The organism is Anaerofustis stercorihominis DSM 17244, from assembly GCF_000154825.1.
GTDB lineage: Bacteria > Bacillota > Clostridia > Eubacteriales > Anaerofustaceae > Anaerofustis > Anaerofustis stercorihominis.
The window spans coordinates 1229234-1247422 of the sequence record NZ_DS560019.1 but is presented as its reverse complement, the minus strand read 5'-3'; the positions used below and the strand labels follow the sequence as shown (position 1 = coordinate 1247422).

The following is an 18189-nucleotide window of genomic DNA, read 5'->3' as shown; positions in this document are numbered from 1 at the left end:
ATGCCAAACAATACGGGGCACTACGCCTCACTTCGTGAGATTCCGCGCCCCTAAACAGCAAAAAAGACCATAAAGGTCTTTTTATTTTAAAAATTTCCTAAGTAATTTTTCATGTCTTTTCGTATAAGGCTGATATCTCATAGGTAAATCAATAAAATTACTCTTTTCGACTATACTTTTTTCATGAGTAAAAGTATCAAATCCGGTTTTCCCGTGATAACTTCCCATTCCGCTTGTCCCTACTCCGCCAAATCCCATTTGTTCCGTTGCCAGATGGATTATCGTATCATTTACACATCCTCCGCCGAAACTTACGTTATTCAATATATAATTCTTTAAATCGTCATCATCGGTAAAAATGTACAAAGCAAGAGGAGTAGGATTTATTTTTATTATATCGATTATATCTTCTCTGTTATTGAATGTCATTACGGGAAGTATCGGACCGAATATTTCTTCTTTCATGGAGGAGCTGTCCATTGTTACATTATCAATGACCGTCGGTTCTATCTTAAGCCTATCTTCATCGCAGAACCCGCCTATTATGACATCTTCATTTTCAATAAGTCCCCTGAGTCTTATAAAATGCTTCTCGTTTATTATTTTTCCGTAGTCTTTGTTACCAATAGGGTCTTTGCCAAACTGAATGAGGATCTCTTCCTTAAGGTATTTTATAAATTCCTCCTTCATATCCTCTTTTACAAGGACATAATCCGGAGCGACACATGTCTGACCGAGATTTAGATATTTACCGAAGACTATCCTCTTTGCGGCAAGTTTAAGGTCAGTGCTGCTGTCGACGATACAAGGGCTTTTTCCTCCAAGCTCCAAAGTCACGGGAGTTAAATTTTTACTCGCCTTTTCCATTACCAGCTTTCCTACACTGACACTTCCCGTAAAGAAAATATAATCATATTTCAAGTCAAGCAAATAACTGTTTACATCTCTGCCTCCCAAAGCTACGGTAACGACTTCTACAGGAAGATACTTTTCCAGCAGCTTCTTGATTATTTCGGAAGTATACTTGGAATACGCACTCGGCTTTACAACAGCAACGTTCCCGGCACTAATAGCATCCACGAGAGGAGATATAGTAAGCATAAAAGGATAGTTCCACGGGCTCATTATAAGTACAAGCCCATAAGGAGATTTTACCTTGTAGCTTTTACTTTTAAACTGAGAAAGAGGAGTCTTTACTCTTTCCTTTTTGGAAAACTTTCTTATGTGTTTTATCATATAGTTTATTTCACTTAAAACGAGCCCTATCTCACACATGTAGCTTTCAAATGAACTCTTTCCCAAATCCTTTTTAAGTGCGGAGGATATTTCCTCTTCCATTTCTATTATCCCGTTTCGAAGATATTTTAACATATCTATCCTATAATCAATATCCAAAGTCTTTCCTCTATTAAAAAAATCTCTTTGGAGCAATATTTTTTCTTTGATATCCATAATATATTTCCTTTAAATTTAATAAATCAATTATATTCTTTTATACGATTATTTACAATAAAAAAGAGATGTATAATACATCTCTTTAATAAAACTATTTGATTTTTACCATAACAGCATTTGAGGCATCTGATTTGAGTTTCTTACCCACTGCTTTTACTTTATAATAATAAGTCTTCTTTGATTTAAGTTTTGTATCTTTATAGCTTAAATTATTTGTAGTCTTTATTAGTTTATATTTTCCATTTGCCGATTTTCTGTAAATCTTATATTTATCCGCACCGCTTACTTTTTTATAACTTATAGCTGCTGTTTTCTTTTTTGTGCTTTTTACTTTTACACTTGGATATTTTAATTTTATCGCTTTAAACTTTATTTTATGCTTATTGGCATATTTTTGTGCTGTGGAATTATATAAACCATAAATCTTCATACTCCCTTTGCTATAATAAAAACACATATCTCCGATCTTTACATTAGGACTGTTAATAACGACCTTTTTTAGCTTATCATATATAAAATTATAAGCTCTGATTTTTGAAACATTTCTTCCTATTATCAATTCTTTTAAATATATATTGTCTTCAGCAGCAGATTCATCGATTATCTTAACACTATTTGGAACCGCAAATTTTTTAGCTTTTTTACCTATAGGATAACATAATAACACAGTCTTATTCTTATTATATAAAACTCCGTCCTTAGCTGAATAGGTCTTACTTCCTTTTTGAACGGAAATTGAATTCAATTTTTCCGAAAAAAGTACAAAGTAATATTCTTCCGCTAATAAACTTTTTGATAATGTTACTTTCTGTAAATAACTGCTAGATATATCGCTAACCTCTTTAACGGTTGACGGCATTACATAAGTCTTGTCTCTTTTATTACACGGATATATTATCAATACCGTTTTTGCTTTATTATAAAGCACACCATTTTGAGAAGAATATTTTTTGTTTTCGGATGATACATTTATCTTTTTTAAATTTTTTCCGATAGTAAAATCATAATCATCATAATTCGGTAAACTTTTTACACTTGACGATATATTTAAAGTAGAAATATAGTCATTTATAAAATTATCAATACTTTCTACACCATTAGGAACAGTATAATCATAAACTTTAAGTTTTTGAGGTATCCCGACCAATGATTTTAAATCTTTTGTGAAAAGAATGCCGTCCTTTACCAAATATTTTGCATTATTATTATCTACTTTGATCGAAGCTAAACTATTAAGCTGGCAAAACATACCCGAATCTATGTATTCTATACTTTTGGGTATGGATATGGATTTTATTTTTACTCCATATTTCTGAGACTTGAACATACCGTCTATGTACTTTACGGTGTACCCGCCTAAAGTTTCGGGAACAGTTATACTGCTTGAAGTACCCACATATGCGGTTACGGTAGCTCCGTCACTGTTTATGAAATATTTAAAATCATTTTCAATACCCAATGTACCTTTTTTATTTGATTTGTCATTTTTTGTATCTATTGATTTTGTAGTTTTTCTATCTGCTTTATTTGATTTGGTTAATTTTACATTTTCTTTAATATCAGTATCATCTTTTGTATTCGCCAAAATATTCGTCCCCGGTCCTACGGACAAAACTATCATCAAGGATACTAAAAGAAGCGAACAGCTTTTTATAAATTTCTTTTTCATATCAATTATCTCCTCTAAAATATGTAATTTCGATCATGTTATTTGATTTTTACTTTAACTGCTTTGGAAGCATCGGATTTAAGCTTATTTCCTATAGATTTTACTTTATAATAATAAGTCTTCTTTGATTTAAGCCCCTTATCTTTATAACTCGATTTATTTGTAGTCTTTATTAGTTTATATTTACCCTTGGCTGTTTTCCTGTAAATATTATATTTTTTTGCACCGCTCACTTTTTTATAACTTATTACTGCGGTTTTCTTTTTAGTGCTTTTTACCTTTACCGTAGGATATTTTAACTTGATTGCTTTGAAATAATAATTGTTTTTCTTGGCATACTTCTGTGTAGTTGAATTAAGCAGTCCGTAAAATTTGATTTTACCTTTGTTACCGTCAAAACAAAGATAACCAAATTTAACATTCGGACTGTGTACTATGACTTTCTTTAAACTACCTTCACTCAAATTGTCTTCACCGATTTTAGTCACATTCCTGCTTATTACCAATTCCTGCAAATATTTATTTGACATAGAACCAATAACTACTTTTTTTACACTGCTTGGTATAGTATATTTTTTAGACTTTTTACCCGCAGGATAATAAATAAGGGTATCTCTTTCTTTATTGAAAAGGACTCCGTTCTTGGAATAATAATTTTTAGATTTTTTTGATACCGAGACGGATTTTAATTTTTCTAAACTATTGAAAAAATAATAATATCCTTTTCCCAAGTTATCAGGCAGTGTGATGTTTTCGAGGTAATCATTAATAATAAAGGATAATTTATTTACCGTATTAGGTATCTTATAAGATTTATCTTTTTTAAAATTAGGATATACGATCAAATATGTCTTTGATTTATTGTATAAAACACCTCCGTAAGACGAATAGAACTTATTTGAAGAACTTACATTTATTTTTTCAAGACTGCCGAAAAAAGTAAAATCATCATCTTCATTTTCATAAGGCAAATATCTTACGGACGCAGGGATATTTAATACTTTCACATAAACATTATTAAAATTTTCAACACTTTCTACACCTGAGGGCACATTAAAAGTAGTTATTTTTTTACCTGAAGCAATACCCACCAAACTTTTCATATCTTTTGTATATAAAACTCCGCCTTTAGATATATATCTTTGGTTACCTGAGTCTACGGTAATATTTGTAAGTCCATAGAGCTGATCGAATATACTTGAATCTATATATACTAAATTCTTCGGTATGGATAAACTCTTTATATATAAGTCTTCTCTTTCCACTTCAAATGAATTATCTATAAATTTTACAGGGTACCCGCCCAAAGTATTTGGTATATTCAGACTGCCGGAAGAACCGACATATGCGGTCACCGTAGCACTGTTGTTATTTACTATATATCTAAAACCACTTTCGATTGCAGATACATTTTTTTTGCTTTCGGCTTTCTTTGATTTTTCTGTTTTGCTTTTGTCTGATTGGACAGATTTGTTTTCTTTTATGATTTTACTGTCATGACTTTCCTTGGCAAAAGAGCTCGTCCCTCCCATACAAGAAAAAAAGAAGGTCATGCACAAAAATAAACAAATCGCCTTCATTTTACTTAAATGTTTCATATTAAATTCCTCCTATAAAAATATGTATATAAGGATTATACCACACAAATGTAATCTTTTACATGCTTTTAATAAAAAAGAAGCAGTTTATCCTACTGCTTCTTACTTTTATGCTTCCTGAGGTAAAATTACTTCATTTTCCTTGGTTATATCATCGTCACTATCCGTCGTTATTTCTGATGTCCCATCACTGATCAAGTTATTTTCCTCTTCGTTTGGTGCTGATGTATCTATATCGGCTTTGTCGTTATCCGATTTTTTATTTTCCTTTTTATCATCTATTGTTTCACAAATGATAATCTCTTTATTATCAGTATCTTCTTTTGAGGATTTAGAACTGTCTTCTTTTGATTTCTTTTTCTTTCTGCCCTTTTTCCTTGGGTTTTCTGTATCAGAAACAATTTCTTCATTGTTTTCTTCTTCATTTTTTATTACATTTTCAGATTTTTCCTTCACTGACAATGATTTATTTTTTTTATCTTTTTCTTCCTTATCCTTAAGTTTCTCACGTTCCTTTTTCTTCCCTCTGTTCTCTTTTTCTTTTACTTCTTTTAAAGCCCTTTTTTCTTCTTTTTTATTTAAGCGTTCCTGTTTTTTATTTTTATAAGCTTCTATCTGCTTAGATGTAACGGATAAATGTTTCTTTATAAGCTTTTCATCATCTTCTTTATCGTAGCCAACAAAACCATCCAAAAGAGCATTTTTTAGATATATCCTATTATAAATAAAAGCAAAGATGATATTTGAAATAAAAGTAACGCCCAAAAATCCGTAAAGAGTACGAGCCGATGTTATTATAGGAAATTTACTTACTATATAATTCAAAACCATATGGAATATAAACATTATTCCCGTCCACAAAAAGTCAGCCCTGTATAAAGGGACAAAAGGTCCGAAAAACAACGTGGTAAAACTAAATCCCGCCTTGCATACCTTTACTCTGTCTTCCTTATTTTTTAGTCTGATTTTCATGTAACGTTCCTCCAACATTGTTTTCCCACCTTATAATATCATAAATTTGTCGTAATTTGCAGAAAAAATTGGATTTATACTCAATAAATCAAAATCATCCATAAAAGCTTGTTTACTTTAATATATATGTATCAAAATCAAAAAAATCATTAAGGCAGAAAAATATATAAATTATTTATAAACCAAATATTAAACCAACTATATATTACGATTATCATTCATATAGGTTAAAACTTTATTAAATTTGATTTAAGGGATAATTAAAAATCATTTATACAATCCATTTTATCAAACTTGATTTTTTCCTTTATGATTAAAATTATAAAACTTAGGATATTTAATACAATATAATTTCTATTAAGAAAATATTAAATTTTCATTTATATTCTTTACAAATAAAAAAAGACTATTTACATAGTCTTTTAATCGAAGAGTAATGATATGAATTCCTCATTTTTAATATTTGTTATATAATCATCGAGCTTGATGGTTTCGAGAAGAGATTTTATATCATCTTCTCTGTAATTAAACCCTTTTATCATATCCTCAAGTTCATCTGTCTCTTTAACGGAAAAATAATCCCCGCTTATCTTTATATCTTCAATGATACCGCTTTTGACATCGAGCATTACTTCGATAAGCCCCGAACTTTCAAATTTCTTTTTATTTTTTATGGAGAATTTAGGAGAATATCCGTAATTGAATTCCCAAGTACCGTACTTATCCTTGACAAGCTTTTCGATATTTTCATAGTCCTTATCGGTAAGCCTGTATTCTTCCATATCCATTTCGCTGAATATTTCATCTAAAATAAAATCTTTGAACTGGTAAATATCCATTTTGATATCAAGGACATCTTTGATATTTAGAACCCTGCTCTTTACCGATTTTATCGCCTTTGACTCTATCTTCATTTGACTGACGTTAAGAGAATTGACAAGAGATTCAACATCGACATTAAACATTAAAGTACCGTGATGAAGGACTTTATTCTTATTGAGCCCCTGAGCATTGCCGCTTATTTTTTTCCCGTCTACCAATATATCGTTCCTTCCGCTCAGATAAGCATCTACGCCGAGTTTTTTTAGTGCATTTATGATAGGAAGAGTATATTTCTTAAAATCGATTTCATTCTCGTCTTCTTTCTTTGTTGTTATGAAAGAAAAATTGAGGTTTCCTTCGTCGTGGTATACCGCACCGCCTCCGGTATTACGCCTTGCAACTATTATATCGTTTTCCTTTACATATTTGGAATTTATCTCTTCTATGGTATTTTGGTGTTTACCTACGATTATAGAAGGAGAATGTATGTAGAAAAATACGTAATCATCCTTAAAATCATCATTGTTCATTACGTAATTTTCAAAAGCCATGTTGTAATATGGTATATTCCACCTGGTCTTTATATACTTCATATACTATAAAACCTCTCCCGAAAACAATATATTGGTATATATCTCGTCATCGTATCCTTTTTTAGTATAGATGGTGATATTGCCCAGACAAGTATCATATCTCGCAAATTTATTAACCACACCGTTCGTCTCTATCATAGTATATTTAATAAGTGAATTCAAAACATCTTCCAAAAATTCATCGTTATACTTTTCAAGCTGAATGAAGATATCCTGACTGCAGCCTAAAATACCCAGCTTTTTATTTGCCATAAATATACCTTGTAAATAATCATCTTTCATTTTATACCTCCCCGGAAAACAATATAATAATATTCTTTCCCAAGATACTATTTTTTACTATTTAATTCTTCTAAAATTTTTCTTACGTTTTTTTGTGCGTCTTCCTGAATTTCAATGATTTTTGCACCTCTGCTTTTTGCAACCATCCTAAGGTCTCCTGCTATAGCGGTATGCATTGAAGCACCTATCACAAGGAATACATCACCGTTTTTCATACTGTCCACGAGTTCGTAAGCCTTTTGATAATTCGGTGCGGGGTCTCCGTACAAAACAGGCTTATTGTAGAGCGTATAAGCTATATCCATTTCATCGTCATCGGGAAGTCCTCCGTGTAGTTCCAAAGGATCGCTCCCTGCCAATCTGTGAAGCCCGTCAATATTCATTGTAATGATAGGTATATCATATTCTTTAAGTGCATAATGTGCATCATTTGGTTTTGCACCGTTCATATTGTTTTTTAATTCTTTTATCGTTTCATTATATTCTTTGGGATTGGAAATTGCAAAAGATCTGAACAACTTTTCCCTTACTTCCGGTCTTTCCATAAAAGTAGGGATATTGCTTTGCTTTGAAATGCCCGCTCCAGTAAATGCTATGATCATATTTATCATTCCTTTTTATTTTTTATTATAACATTATAAACCTTAGATAATATAATTTCAATAAATTGTATTTTATTTATAGTAATTGAATATAAATTCCTTTTGTTGTTTAATACAAATATATTTTAATAACTAAGAACATATAAAAAACTTAAATAAATAGTTAATTTTAACATCTACAAATTATCTTTAATAAATAACATATTTTTGATATAATAAATTAAAATAATAAGGAGACTAATATTAATGTCGAAGTATGTTTTAGAAAAAAAACTATTTCCAATCACGAAATACCCGGGGGGAAAAGAAAAAGAATTAACACATATTATCCCACATCTTCCCGATAAAATAAATAATTATTATGAACCTTTTGTAGGCGGAGGAGCTGTTTACTTTACTATAAAAGCTAATAAATATTTTATCAATGATAAATCAGATGAACTAATTTTATTATATAAAATGATAAAAACACAAAACAAAGAATTTATAGATAAGCTTGAAGCCATAGAGTATAACTGGCAAATTATAAGTAATATTGTAGATTTTCATAAAGAAGAATTAATAAATTTATACAAAAATTATAAAAATAATTTTTTAAATGAGCAACAACTTTCTGAGGAAATAACACAATTTGTATTATCAAACAAAGACGAGTTTAATGGTTTATTAGATAGAAGTTTCAATTATCAAATAGATAATTTTATAAATGAATTATTTAGAAATATAAAAAACAAAATGGTAAGAATGAACAAAATGGAAAAAGCTAAAGGAGATATTTCACATAATGATTTGATTTCTAATATTGAATGTTCTTTCAAATCTGCTTTTTATATGCATTTTAGATATTTAATAAATAATAAAAACTTACTAAATTTATCAGATGGCTTCTCCAGTGCTATTTATTTTTTCATACGTCAAACATGTTATTCATCAATGTTTAGATATAATAAGTCAGGTAAATTTAATGTACCATATGGAGGTATATCATATAATAGAAAATCTTTTAAAAATAAAATTAATTATTTTAAAGATAAAAATCTTATAAATCATTTAAATAAAACTATTATAGAAAATAAAGATTTCTACGATTTTATGAATAAATATGTCCCAAATGAAAATGATTTTATTTTTTTAGACCCTCCTTATGACACTGAATTCAGCACATATGCCAGAAATGAATTTAACAAAAGTGATCAAAAAAGACTTTCTGATTATTTAATTAACGAATGTAAAGCCAACTGGATGCTGATAATTAAAAATACTGAATATATTTCTGATTTATATAAAAAAGGAATTAAAACAGCTAATAATCAACAATTAAGTATATTTATGTTTGATAAAAAATATTTGGTAAGTTTTCAAGATAGAAATAATAAAGAAGCAAAACACTTACTTATTACAAATTATAAATTAAACGGAGAATAAAATGGATGAAATAAAGAAAAAAGCAATTCAACAAATCATTGATTCCAGCATAAAGAATTTTGTTGAAGGATTTGAATTACGCTATACCAGCGAAGTAAATGACCCTAAAGGCGTTATTAACAGAAAAAAGAACAACTGTTTTGTAGCTGAATTAGGAAAAGAGTTTATGTTTTACAGTGCATTTGTACGAAGTTTTGATAGTTCATTTGGTAAAGTATTAGAAAACATGGGTAACAGCATAGCCAAATTATCATATGATGTTAGAGGTAATATAGAATCTTTTTTACTTCCGCAACAATCTCAGCACATGGATTATATAGTTTTAGAATATGAAAGGCATACTAAGCCTCAAATATTAGATTATGATAATTTTTATTGTATCATACCCAGTGATATAAGAAGTTTTAAAAAATCACATGTAACAGACCATTATTTTTATAATAAGGAAAAGAAAGAACATTATTTGATTGAATTAAAATCAGGAGGAGATTTAGATAATAAAAAATCAAAAACAGAAAAATTAGCTCTACTTCAAGAATATTTTATATTAAAAAATTCATTAATAGATAAGCCCGATGAAAAAATAAAATTATTTTTAGCAACTGCATATAATATGTATGGAGAAGGTAATGAATGGAAACAGGAGAGAGTTAAACAATATTTTGCGGAAGAGGAATTACTCATTGGCAAAGATTATTGGAATTTTGTTTGCGACGATACCGAAGGCTTTAATGTAATATTTGAACAATATAAAGAAAGTGCTAATTACATAAAAAATGCATTATCAAGAATTAAACAATTATATTTTTGATAAAAAAACGAATCTAAATATTATATTAGATTCGTTTTTTACTTATTAAAATTCAATACTTATGGAAATATAAAGTTAAAAAGTTATACTTTAGTAATTTTTTAAAGTAGTGTATAATATATCTATATTTTATTTTAGGAGAACGGTTATGATCAAATATGGGATTTTAAGCACGGCATCAATTGTTCCGAGATTTGTAAAAGGAGTCAGAGAAAGCGGGAACGGTGAAGTCACAGCAATAGCTTCGAGAGGAGAAGCAAAAGCGAAACAAAAGGCGGAAGAATTAAACATCGAAAAATACTACGGAAGCTACGAAGAATTATATGAAGATAAAGATGTAGATGTTATTTATATCGCAACGATAAACTTCCTTCATTATCAAAATATAAAAGACGCTTTGAATGCGGGAAAGCATGTAGTATGCGAAAAGCCTATGGTTCTTAAAAAAGAAGAAGCCATTGAATTATTCGGATTAGCTAAAGAAAAAGGATTATTTTTGGTTGAAGCACAAAAGGAAATCTTCCTTCCTATAACCAATATGGTAAAAGACATAATCAAAAACAAGGAAATAGGAGATGTGGGACTTCTCGATTTTTCAACTTCATTCCCGGGAGACTACAATGCGTGGACACTCGATTTATCAAAGGGAGGCGGAGTGTTCTTCACGAATGCGGTATACTGCATAGAATACCTTGAATATATTTTCGGTAAACCTATTTCATTATATTCCGGGATGAGGCTTAAAAGCAAAGAGTTCGGCGGAGATAAAGAGTGTATACTAAACTTCAAGATAGACAACGAGGCACTGGCAACAAGCAAGATTTCCGGATATGTAAAGTTACTTAACAAATTATTTATCTACGGCAGCGAAGGATACATAGAAATGGATAACTTCTACAGAGCGGACAAAATGACTATACACTACTACGACGACAGAGTAGTAAAAGAAGTTTCCTATCCGATGTCATGTGAAATGACATTTGAAGTAAAGCACTTTAACGAATGTATAGAAAAAGGAATGCCGGAAAGCGATATAATGACAAAAGATATGACGATACATTCCGTGGAAATATTGGAAGAGATACAAAATTCATGGAAGTGCTGATATTTAAAATTTTAAAAAGCCCTTTAAAGGGCTTTTTTTATTTTTAAATATATTAAATAAAAATATTTTATTAATTATTATAATACAAACTTATCATTATTTTAAATAATAAATTATGTCAACTGATAAAAATAAAAAATATTCAAATAATAAAGATTATTCGCTCATAATACCTGCAAGGCTTTGAAATAAATATATGATTGAAGTTAGGAATACTCGCAAATTTTTCTTTGAAAAATCCGCTCATATTACCTGATGTGTTTCACACATATGAATTTTACATATGTAAAATTCACAAGACTTATTCGAAGTCTTCAGGTAATAAATAAAAACTCAATATTGTGTTAAAATATAGTAAGTAAATGTGATATTATAGACATACCGAGGTGAGATGATGTATTATAAAATAGCTAATGAACTTGAAGAGATAGAAAGCTTGGATAATGTGGGGGAAAAAGAGGACGTAGTGATCTTACTTACCCTGGAACAGTGGCACGAAGCCTGCCGTGATAAAGGCATACCGACGTACTATGCCGATTTTGACAATATCAACTTTTCAAAATCCGAAGTATACAGAGATGTCATAGTCGGGACTTTCTTTATACCTAAAATGGGAAAAGACTTAAAGCAGGGTAAGTTCGGGTATTATATAAAAGATCATAGGATATATTTTATCGACAGCGACAATGTGGTAAAGCCCATAATAGAAAGCATAAAAGAAAAGAGAGAATGGAAAAATCCTTCCGTATCCCATTTTTTATACGACTTTTTGGATATACTCATAAGCGGGGACCTTAATTATCTGGAGCATTTCGAAACGAACATAAACGAGATCGAAGACAGGGTATTAACGGGAGATTTGAAGAATTTCAACTATTTTATCGTAAATATGAAAAGACAGCTCCTTGTTTTGAGCAATTATTATGACCAGCTTATAGAAATGGGTATGGTCTTCGAAGAGAACGAAGAAGACATATTTATAAACGGATATAAGGGACTATTTAGGATATTTACCAATAAAGTCGTAAGGCTCAACGGCAAAGTGGATATGCTCATGGAGTATACTAGACATCTCAGAGACCTTTATCAGGCACAGGCGGATATAAAACAGAACAGGACCATGCAGACCCTTACCATAATCACCGCAGTGTTTTCTCCCCTTGCTCTTATTGCGGGGTGGTATGGTATGAACTTTAAATTTATGCCGGAGCTTACGTGGAAGTACGGATATTTGGGGGTCATCCTTTTGAGTCTTTCGGTAGTGGGTTTCAGTTTTTATTTGATGAGGAAGTATTTTAAGTAAGAGGAAGAATTAAAATAATATGAATGATATAAAGGATTTTGATTACAACGTAATAATAAACAGAAAAAATATTAAAAGTATCTATATAAGAGTAGACAAAGATTTGAATGTGATAATCAATGCCAACAAGAAGTTAAGTACACAGGGTGTTTATAATGTATTAAGGCTCAAAGACGACTGGATAAGAAAACAGATAAAGAAAATGGAAAAGCGGTATGCATCGGTGGATAGCTATGAAGGGCAGACCATAAGCATTCTAGGGAAGAGATATGAAATGGAGGTCGTAAAGTCCGATAAAGATGATATAGAAGTTACGTCTGACAAATTCATCTTATATTCCAAAGAAGATGACATGGGATATCAAACCAAACTCATAAATGATTATCTAAAAACAGTTTTCAGTGATATACTTAATAATAAACTCCTCCAAGAATGTAAAGAAATAGCGGAAGAGGTGGGTATCAGGAGAAAATTCTCTTTAAGGATAAGGCTGATGAAGACGAGGTTCGGCAGCTACTCGGTAAAGACCGAGAGTATATGCTTAAATCTGTGCCTTGTAAAATACTCCAATGAGGTAATAAAGAGTGTGTTGCTGCACGAAATATGTCATTTGAGACATTTAAATCATCAAAAGGGGTTTTACAGGACGTTACATAAGATGTTCCCCGATTACGACAGGTATGCCGACGAGCTGAGAAGTGATTTTGTATTCAAAGATACGTGGTTTTTGGTATAATGTAAAAAAATGAAAGAACAAATATAAGAAAAGGAGACGGATTTATGAACAAAACAGTGGGATTTATAGGATTCGGTAATATGGCGAAAGCCATGGCGGGAGGTATGATAGAGGGAGGTGTGACGGATAAAAAAAATATAATCGTCAGTGCTTCCACGGATAAAACTCTCAAAAATGCACAAGATACATATGGGATAAATGTCACGATGGACAACAAGGAAGTGGCAAAGAAAAGCGATATTTTATTCCTTGCGGTAAAGCCTAACGTGTATCATATAGTCATAAACGAAATAAAGGACTGCATAAGTAACGATACTTTGATAGTGACAATAGCGGCGGGTCAGACCATGGAAAACGTGGAAAAGATGTTTGGTAAGAAAATAAGGCTCATTAGGACGATGCCCAACACTCCCGCAATGGTAATGGCGGGTATGAGCCTTATATGTCCCAGCGGGAACGCCACTTTTGAGGATCTGGAAGATGTACTAAGGATATTCAACAGCTTCGGTAAGAGCGAAGTCGTGGAAGAAGCTTTGATAGATACCGCGGGAAGCTTAAGCGGCTGCGGACCTGCTTTTGTGTATGTATTCATCGAAGCTTTGGCGGATGCGGCGGTGGAAAGCGGAGTGAAGAGAGAAATGGCTTACAAGCTTGCGTCACAAACTGTCATGGGTTCCGCAAAGATGGTCCTTGAAACTAAGGAACATCCCGCAAAGCTCAAGGATAACGTATGTTCTCCGGGAGGAACGACCATAAAAGGAGTGAATTCTCTTGAATATTCCGGCTTTAGAGGAGATGTCATAGACGCACTTCTTTCCAGTATCGAAAAGTCAAAGGAAATGAGCGGAAATAAATAAAAAATATTTTATAATTAAGGCTTATGATGTTGACAAAAATAATTCTATATGATAATATAGTTAAGCTTAATGAATCCCGAGAGGTACCGAAGTGGTCATAACGGGGCGGTCTTGAAAACCGTTAGGGTGCAAGCCCACGTGGGTTCGAATCCCACCCTCTCGGCCATTAAGATTAAATTGAATATCTTTTTTTTTATTCGGATTACGGAGAAGTACTCAAGTTGGCCGAAGAGGTGCCCCTGCTAAGGGTATAGGTCGTGTAAGCGGCGCGAGGGTTCAAATCCCTCCTTCTCCGCCATTATGCATTTTCACATCTTACTTATTGTAAGATGTTTTTTTATTTATATTGCTTTTTATGTTTATGTCTTTATTTTATTCTATTTTCCTATGATCGGGATTTTAAATATGTTTTGTTTGTATATACTTTTGCTTTTAAAGGGAGGCAGTTTTTATCAAAGGCAGGGAGCATATATCGTTTCTTTATTTTAAGCGGAAGGGGAAGTATGTTTGACTGCGGGTAAGGGGCGCGGAATCTCGCGAAGCGAGGCGTAGTGCCCCGTGTTACAAATAAAAAAGGACTAACCTAAGTCCTTTTTATTTATATAACAGTTTCCAAGTATTCTTCCCTACAATACCATCAACTGTAATTTCCGATTTTTTTTGAAACCTTTTAACCGCATTTTCTGTCGATGACCCAAAGATACCATCTGCTGATATTTTATATCCCTTCTTTATCAATCTATTTTGTGCTTTCTTAACATACGCTCCCCTGCTTCCTTTTGCAATGATCGGATAATAAGCCGGGCTTCCGCCAAAAGTTCTTACGGAACGATAATAATTAGTGTAATAATAGAAAAATTTAGAAGGTCTTGAATCTATATGAACAAAATTTGCATTTGGATAACATCCTATTCCTTTTATACCTATAGCTTCAGCATATTTTGCTATAGTTTTTACATTTACTCCGCTGATGTAAATATCAAAAGCTCTGCCCTTTGTGTGATAGCTCCCGCTTGCTCCACCTATTTTTCTATTATAGGACACAGTCCTGTAACCCGAATTTATATGGACGGCTTTTTTAAAATGCACTCTTATTTTCTCAAGCTTTTTAGCATGGTCTATGTCAATAAATATTTTATCGGTCCCGTCATGACAGGCGAATTCCTTTATTTTAAAATGGGGAGCACCGGGAACTTTCTTCTCACCATCTCTTGATTTGTAATATGTAATTACATTCATTATTTCTCCTCCTATACAGGAATATTATTTCTATTTATAGTATGAAAAAATAATTAATTGTGTTCAAAATAAAAAGCACCCTAAGGTGCTTTAAGTCAGAGATTAATATAGGATTTATTCTTTATCTTTTTTTATATATGCTATGCCGATAGCCCCCGGACCTGAGTAAGTACCAACGGTTGGACCTATCGAAATTATTTCTCTTTCTTTTATATCAATATGTTCCGACATAAAACTTTCAAAGTCTTTTATCGCTTTATGTGCATGAGAATGACCAAATGAAACCGGATATGAAGTATCAATATCATCTTTTACTTTCTCCAACATAAATTTATAAGAAAGTTTTTTGCCTCTTACTTTTCCTGCCTGAACTAGTTCTCCATCAACAGCCTCTAAAATAGGATTGATATTTAGCATAGTTCCTACAACTCCGGTAGCCTTTGAAATTCGTCCACCATATACTAAATATTTAAGTGTATTTAAGCATACATAAAGCTTTAAATTTTTAATCATATGCTCTATTTTAATAACTATTTCAGAAGCACTTTTCCCTTCATCTCTCAATTTACATGCTTCGTTTATTAATAAATAAGTCCCGAAACTGGCAATCCTTGAATCAATTAAGTGAATTTTATCTTCGCTCACTTCCATTTTTGCATTAAATGCAGACTGAAGCGTTCCGCTTAGTTTTGAAGATACAATAATAGCAACGACATCGTAACCCTAATCTACATATTCCTTAAATACTTTTTCAAAACTCTTTGGACTCGGCTGGGATGTTGTAGGCATATCATCCCCCGCTAAAATGAGTTTTTCATAGAACTCTTCATTATTTATCGTAACACTGTCTAAATATTCATCATCGTCAAACCTTACACTCAAAGGCACTACGGTTATATCTAACTTTTCGATTTGCTCCTTACTTAAATCACATGTACTGTCAACAACAATTTTTACCATTTAATCTACCTTCTTTCTGCTTTTAAAGAATTTTTCCAATTCAACAACAGCTTCCATTAATATTTTTCTTTTTTCCTCAGGGAAAAACTCAAGCATTTCTTTTACCATATTTTCATGGAATTTTGCATGATTTTCTTCTACTTCTTTACCTGAATCAGTAGTATAAATATTTATTACTCTCTTATCATGTATATCCCTTTCTCTAAGCAAATATCCCTTTCTTTCCAGGCTATTGACGCTTATAGTAAGAGTACCCGGAGTTATATCGAGAGTTTTGGCAATATTTGAAGAAGTATTTTTCCCTTGTTTTTCGTTTTTTACAACAGCTTCGATGACGTGCATTTCTCTGATAGAGAGATTTTTAAATTTTCCTTTTTTTAAAGCACCTTCCTCTACCTTCAGAATCTCATTAAAACTTTCTACCAGAAATTCATTTAATATTCTTTCCTCTTTATTCATTATCGCTCCCAATTACTTTGACTATCAAATTACCTAAATTATACTCTGTTTTCATAATAAAATCAAATAAAGGAATTTTTGATAAAATTCTTTTTAATCCGTTTTTAATCTTTAATTAATTCATATCTTATCTTACACCTATACTATATAACATATACTAAGACAAAAGAACAATTGGAGGACGTTATGAACGAAAAAAAGCTTTACAAAAGCAGAGATGACAAATATATAGGAGGTGTATGCGGGGGGATCGGTGAATATTTTGAAATCGACTCAACAATTATCAGACTCGCAACGATCCTTTTATCATTTGCAACCAGCGGAGTATTAATTCTTATTTATATTTTACTATGTTTTTTAATTCCCTATGAACCTATAACTCCATATAACACAAATGAAAAACAATCTGCTAATTCATCTAACAATCAAAATTATCAAACAAAAAAAGATAACGATTATGAAACCCCGGTAAAAGAAAACAAGAGACAATATAACCTGGGTATTTTTCTTGTTATAATCGGCGTAGTATTATTTTTAAGTAAAATCCTTCCGCAATTCATATCAAGATTTATAGTACCTATAGGATTTTTAGTGGCAGGTATTTTGCTTATAACTTCAGCTTCACCTAAAAAGAAAAAAGAGGATAATTTAAATACCAAAAAAGAAAATTATAACCAAGAAACTTCTGATTCAAAAGAAAACCCAAGCCAAAAGGAAGAAACAAAATCAGAAGAAAATAAAGATGAAGAAATAAAACTTATAGAAACTTCAGATGAAATCATATTTATGGGTACAAGTGAAGAAAACCTGGAAGATATAAAAAATGAAGAAACTGCAGATTTACAAGGCGAATTTACTAAAGAAGAATTAATTAAAATGAAAGAAGAAGGTGATAAGAATGAATAAAAATTTAAAAATCATCTTAGGAGTATTATTTATAGCAATCGGTGCAGGATATATACTTGATTTACTTAATATACACATTATTTCATTTAACGGCTTCTTTAGAGCTTTAGAATTCATATGGCCATTATTCCTTGTAGTTATAGGTGTATATCTGCTTACATCAAGTAAAAAAGTAAGAACTGTCTTTATAAGTATATTTTTAGCTTTGCTTATAGCAGGAACATGTTATTTTACAGTTTCTTCTTATCATAATATATTTCATAACGATTCTACATTTAACTTTAACGATAATTATAATCACGATACGTTCAATTTCTTTGATTATTAATATAAAGACCTCTATGAGGTCTTTTTTACTGTAGACTAAAATCATAAAATACCTTATAATAGATACT

At 31.3% G+C, this 18189-nt stretch carries 17 protein-coding genes, 2 tRNA genes and 1 pseudogene; 10 read left to right on the top strand and 10 right to left on the bottom strand.

Annotation, left to right across the window (positions count from 1 at the left end; all coding sequences use genetic code 11):
* Window positions 1-81: 81 nt before the first annotated feature.
* The 7 genes from ANASTE_RS10885 to ANASTE_RS10855 all read right to left on the bottom strand — a co-directional run bounded on the left by ANASTE_RS10885 (window position 82) and on the right by ANASTE_RS10855 (window position 8002).
* The gene (locus tag ANASTE_RS10885) at window positions 82-1452 is read right to left on the bottom strand and encodes an aldehyde dehydrogenase (RefSeq protein ID WP_007051073.1); all 1371 of its coding nucleotides are present in this window, start codon (window positions 1450-1452) and stop codon (window positions 82-84) included.
* A gap of 94 nt (window positions 1453-1546) precedes the next feature.
* On the bottom strand, window positions 1547-3124 hold the full coding sequence (locus ANASTE_RS10880) for a leucine-rich repeat protein (RefSeq protein WP_039945606.1): 1578 nt from the start codon (window positions 3122-3124) through the stop codon (window positions 1547-1549).
* A gap of 38 nt (window positions 3125-3162) precedes the next feature.
* A complete protein-coding gene (locus ANASTE_RS10875; RefSeq protein ID WP_039945605.1) occupies window positions 3163-4722 on the bottom strand; it encodes a leucine-rich repeat protein in 1560 nt (519 codons plus the stop codon).
* A 108-nt stretch (window positions 4723-4830) separates the two neighbouring features.
* Window positions 4831-5694, bottom strand: coding sequence for a hypothetical protein (locus ANASTE_RS11595; protein WP_052294616.1), 864 nt, complete (start codon window positions 5692-5694; stop codon window positions 4831-4833).
* Between the two features lie 422 nt (window positions 5695-6116).
* The gene (locus ANASTE_RS10865; RefSeq protein ID WP_039945604.1) at window positions 6117-7109 is read right to left on the bottom strand and encodes a lipoate--protein ligase; all 993 of its coding nucleotides are present in this window, start codon (window positions 7107-7109) and stop codon (window positions 6117-6119) included.
* Between the two features lie 3 nt (window positions 7110-7112).
* The gene (locus ANASTE_RS10860) at window positions 7113-7391 is read right to left on the bottom strand and encodes a hypothetical protein (RefSeq protein ID WP_007051068.1); all 279 of its coding nucleotides are present in this window, start codon (window positions 7389-7391) and stop codon (window positions 7113-7115) included.
* A 47-nt stretch (window positions 7392-7438) separates the two neighbouring features.
* The gene (locus tag ANASTE_RS10855; protein ID WP_198004112.1) at window positions 7439-8002 is read right to left on the bottom strand and encodes a Sir2 family NAD-dependent protein deacetylase; all 564 of its coding nucleotides are present in this window, start codon (window positions 8000-8002) and stop codon (window positions 7439-7441) included.
* Between the two features lie 237 nt (window positions 8003-8239).
* Between ANASTE_RS10855 and ANASTE_RS10850 the strand changes: the two genes are divergently transcribed.
* From ANASTE_RS10850 to ANASTE_RS10815, 8 genes are all read left to right on the top strand, one after another.
* Window positions 8240-9418 (top strand): DNA adenine methylase, encoded by a 1179-nt coding sequence (locus tag ANASTE_RS10850; protein WP_007051066.1) that lies wholly within the window; start codon window positions 8240-8242, stop codon window positions 9416-9418.
* 1 nt (window position 9419) lies between these two features.
* Entirely contained in the window at window positions 9420-10229 is an 810-nt protein-coding gene (locus tag ANASTE_RS10845; protein ID WP_007051065.1) for a TdeIII family type II restriction endonuclease, read from the top strand.
* A gap of 148 nt (window positions 10230-10377) precedes the next feature.
* The gene (locus ANASTE_RS10840; protein WP_007051064.1) at window positions 10378-11334 is read left to right on the top strand and encodes a Gfo/Idh/MocA family protein; all 957 of its coding nucleotides are present in this window, start codon (window positions 10378-10380) and stop codon (window positions 11332-11334) included.
* A gap of 394 nt (window positions 11335-11728) precedes the next feature.
* Window positions 11729-12637 (top strand): magnesium transporter CorA family protein, encoded by a 909-nt coding sequence (locus ANASTE_RS10835; protein ID WP_039945603.1) that lies wholly within the window; start codon window positions 11729-11731, stop codon window positions 12635-12637.
* Between the two features lie 19 nt (window positions 12638-12656).
* A complete protein-coding gene (locus ANASTE_RS10830; RefSeq protein WP_007051062.1) occupies window positions 12657-13373 on the top strand; it encodes a M48 family metallopeptidase in 717 nt (238 codons plus the stop codon).
* Between the two features lie 44 nt (window positions 13374-13417).
* On the top strand, window positions 13418-14230 hold the full coding sequence (gene proC / locus ANASTE_RS10825; RefSeq protein WP_007051061.1) for a pyrroline-5-carboxylate reductase: 813 nt from the start codon (window positions 13418-13420) through the stop codon (window positions 14228-14230).
* A 77-nt stretch (window positions 14231-14307) separates the two neighbouring features.
* Window positions 14308-14396: transfer RNA gene (locus tag ANASTE_RS10820), tRNA-Ser, on the top strand.
* A 40-nt stretch (window positions 14397-14436) separates the two neighbouring features.
* A tRNA-Ser gene (locus tag ANASTE_RS10815) sits at window positions 14437-14528 on the top strand.
* Between the two features lie 296 nt (window positions 14529-14824).
* Here the strand turns inward: ANASTE_RS10815 and ANASTE_RS12135 are convergent.
* The 3 genes and pseudogenes from ANASTE_RS12135 to ANASTE_RS10800 all read right to left on the bottom strand — a co-directional run bounded on the left by ANASTE_RS12135 (window position 14825) and on the right by ANASTE_RS10800 (window position 16888).
* Window positions 14825-15469, bottom strand: a complete 645-nt coding sequence (locus tag ANASTE_RS12135; RefSeq protein WP_007051060.1) for a D-Ala-D-Ala carboxypeptidase family metallohydrolase — start codon at window positions 15467-15469, stop codon at window positions 14825-14827.
* A 114-nt stretch (window positions 15470-15583) separates the two neighbouring features.
* Window positions 15584-16429: pseudogene (locus ANASTE_RS11585) on the bottom strand (DegV family protein).
* Complete coding sequence (locus ANASTE_RS10800; RefSeq protein ID WP_007051057.1) at window positions 16430-16888, bottom strand: MarR family winged helix-turn-helix transcriptional regulator; 459 nt, start codon at window positions 16886-16888, stop codon at window positions 16430-16432.
* A 186-nt stretch (window positions 16889-17074) separates the two neighbouring features.
* Between ANASTE_RS10800 and ANASTE_RS11810 the strand changes: the two genes are divergently transcribed.
* Complete coding sequence (locus ANASTE_RS11810; RefSeq protein ID WP_007051056.1) at window positions 17075-17794, top strand: PspC domain-containing protein; 720 nt, start codon at window positions 17075-17077, stop codon at window positions 17792-17794.
* Window positions 17787-18122, top strand: coding sequence for a LiaF transmembrane domain-containing protein (locus ANASTE_RS10790; protein WP_007051055.1), 336 nt, complete (start codon window positions 17787-17789; stop codon window positions 18120-18122). The genes ANASTE_RS11810 and ANASTE_RS10790 overlap by 8 nt, the downstream gene beginning before the upstream one ends.
* Window positions 18123-18189 lie beyond the last annotated feature (67 nt).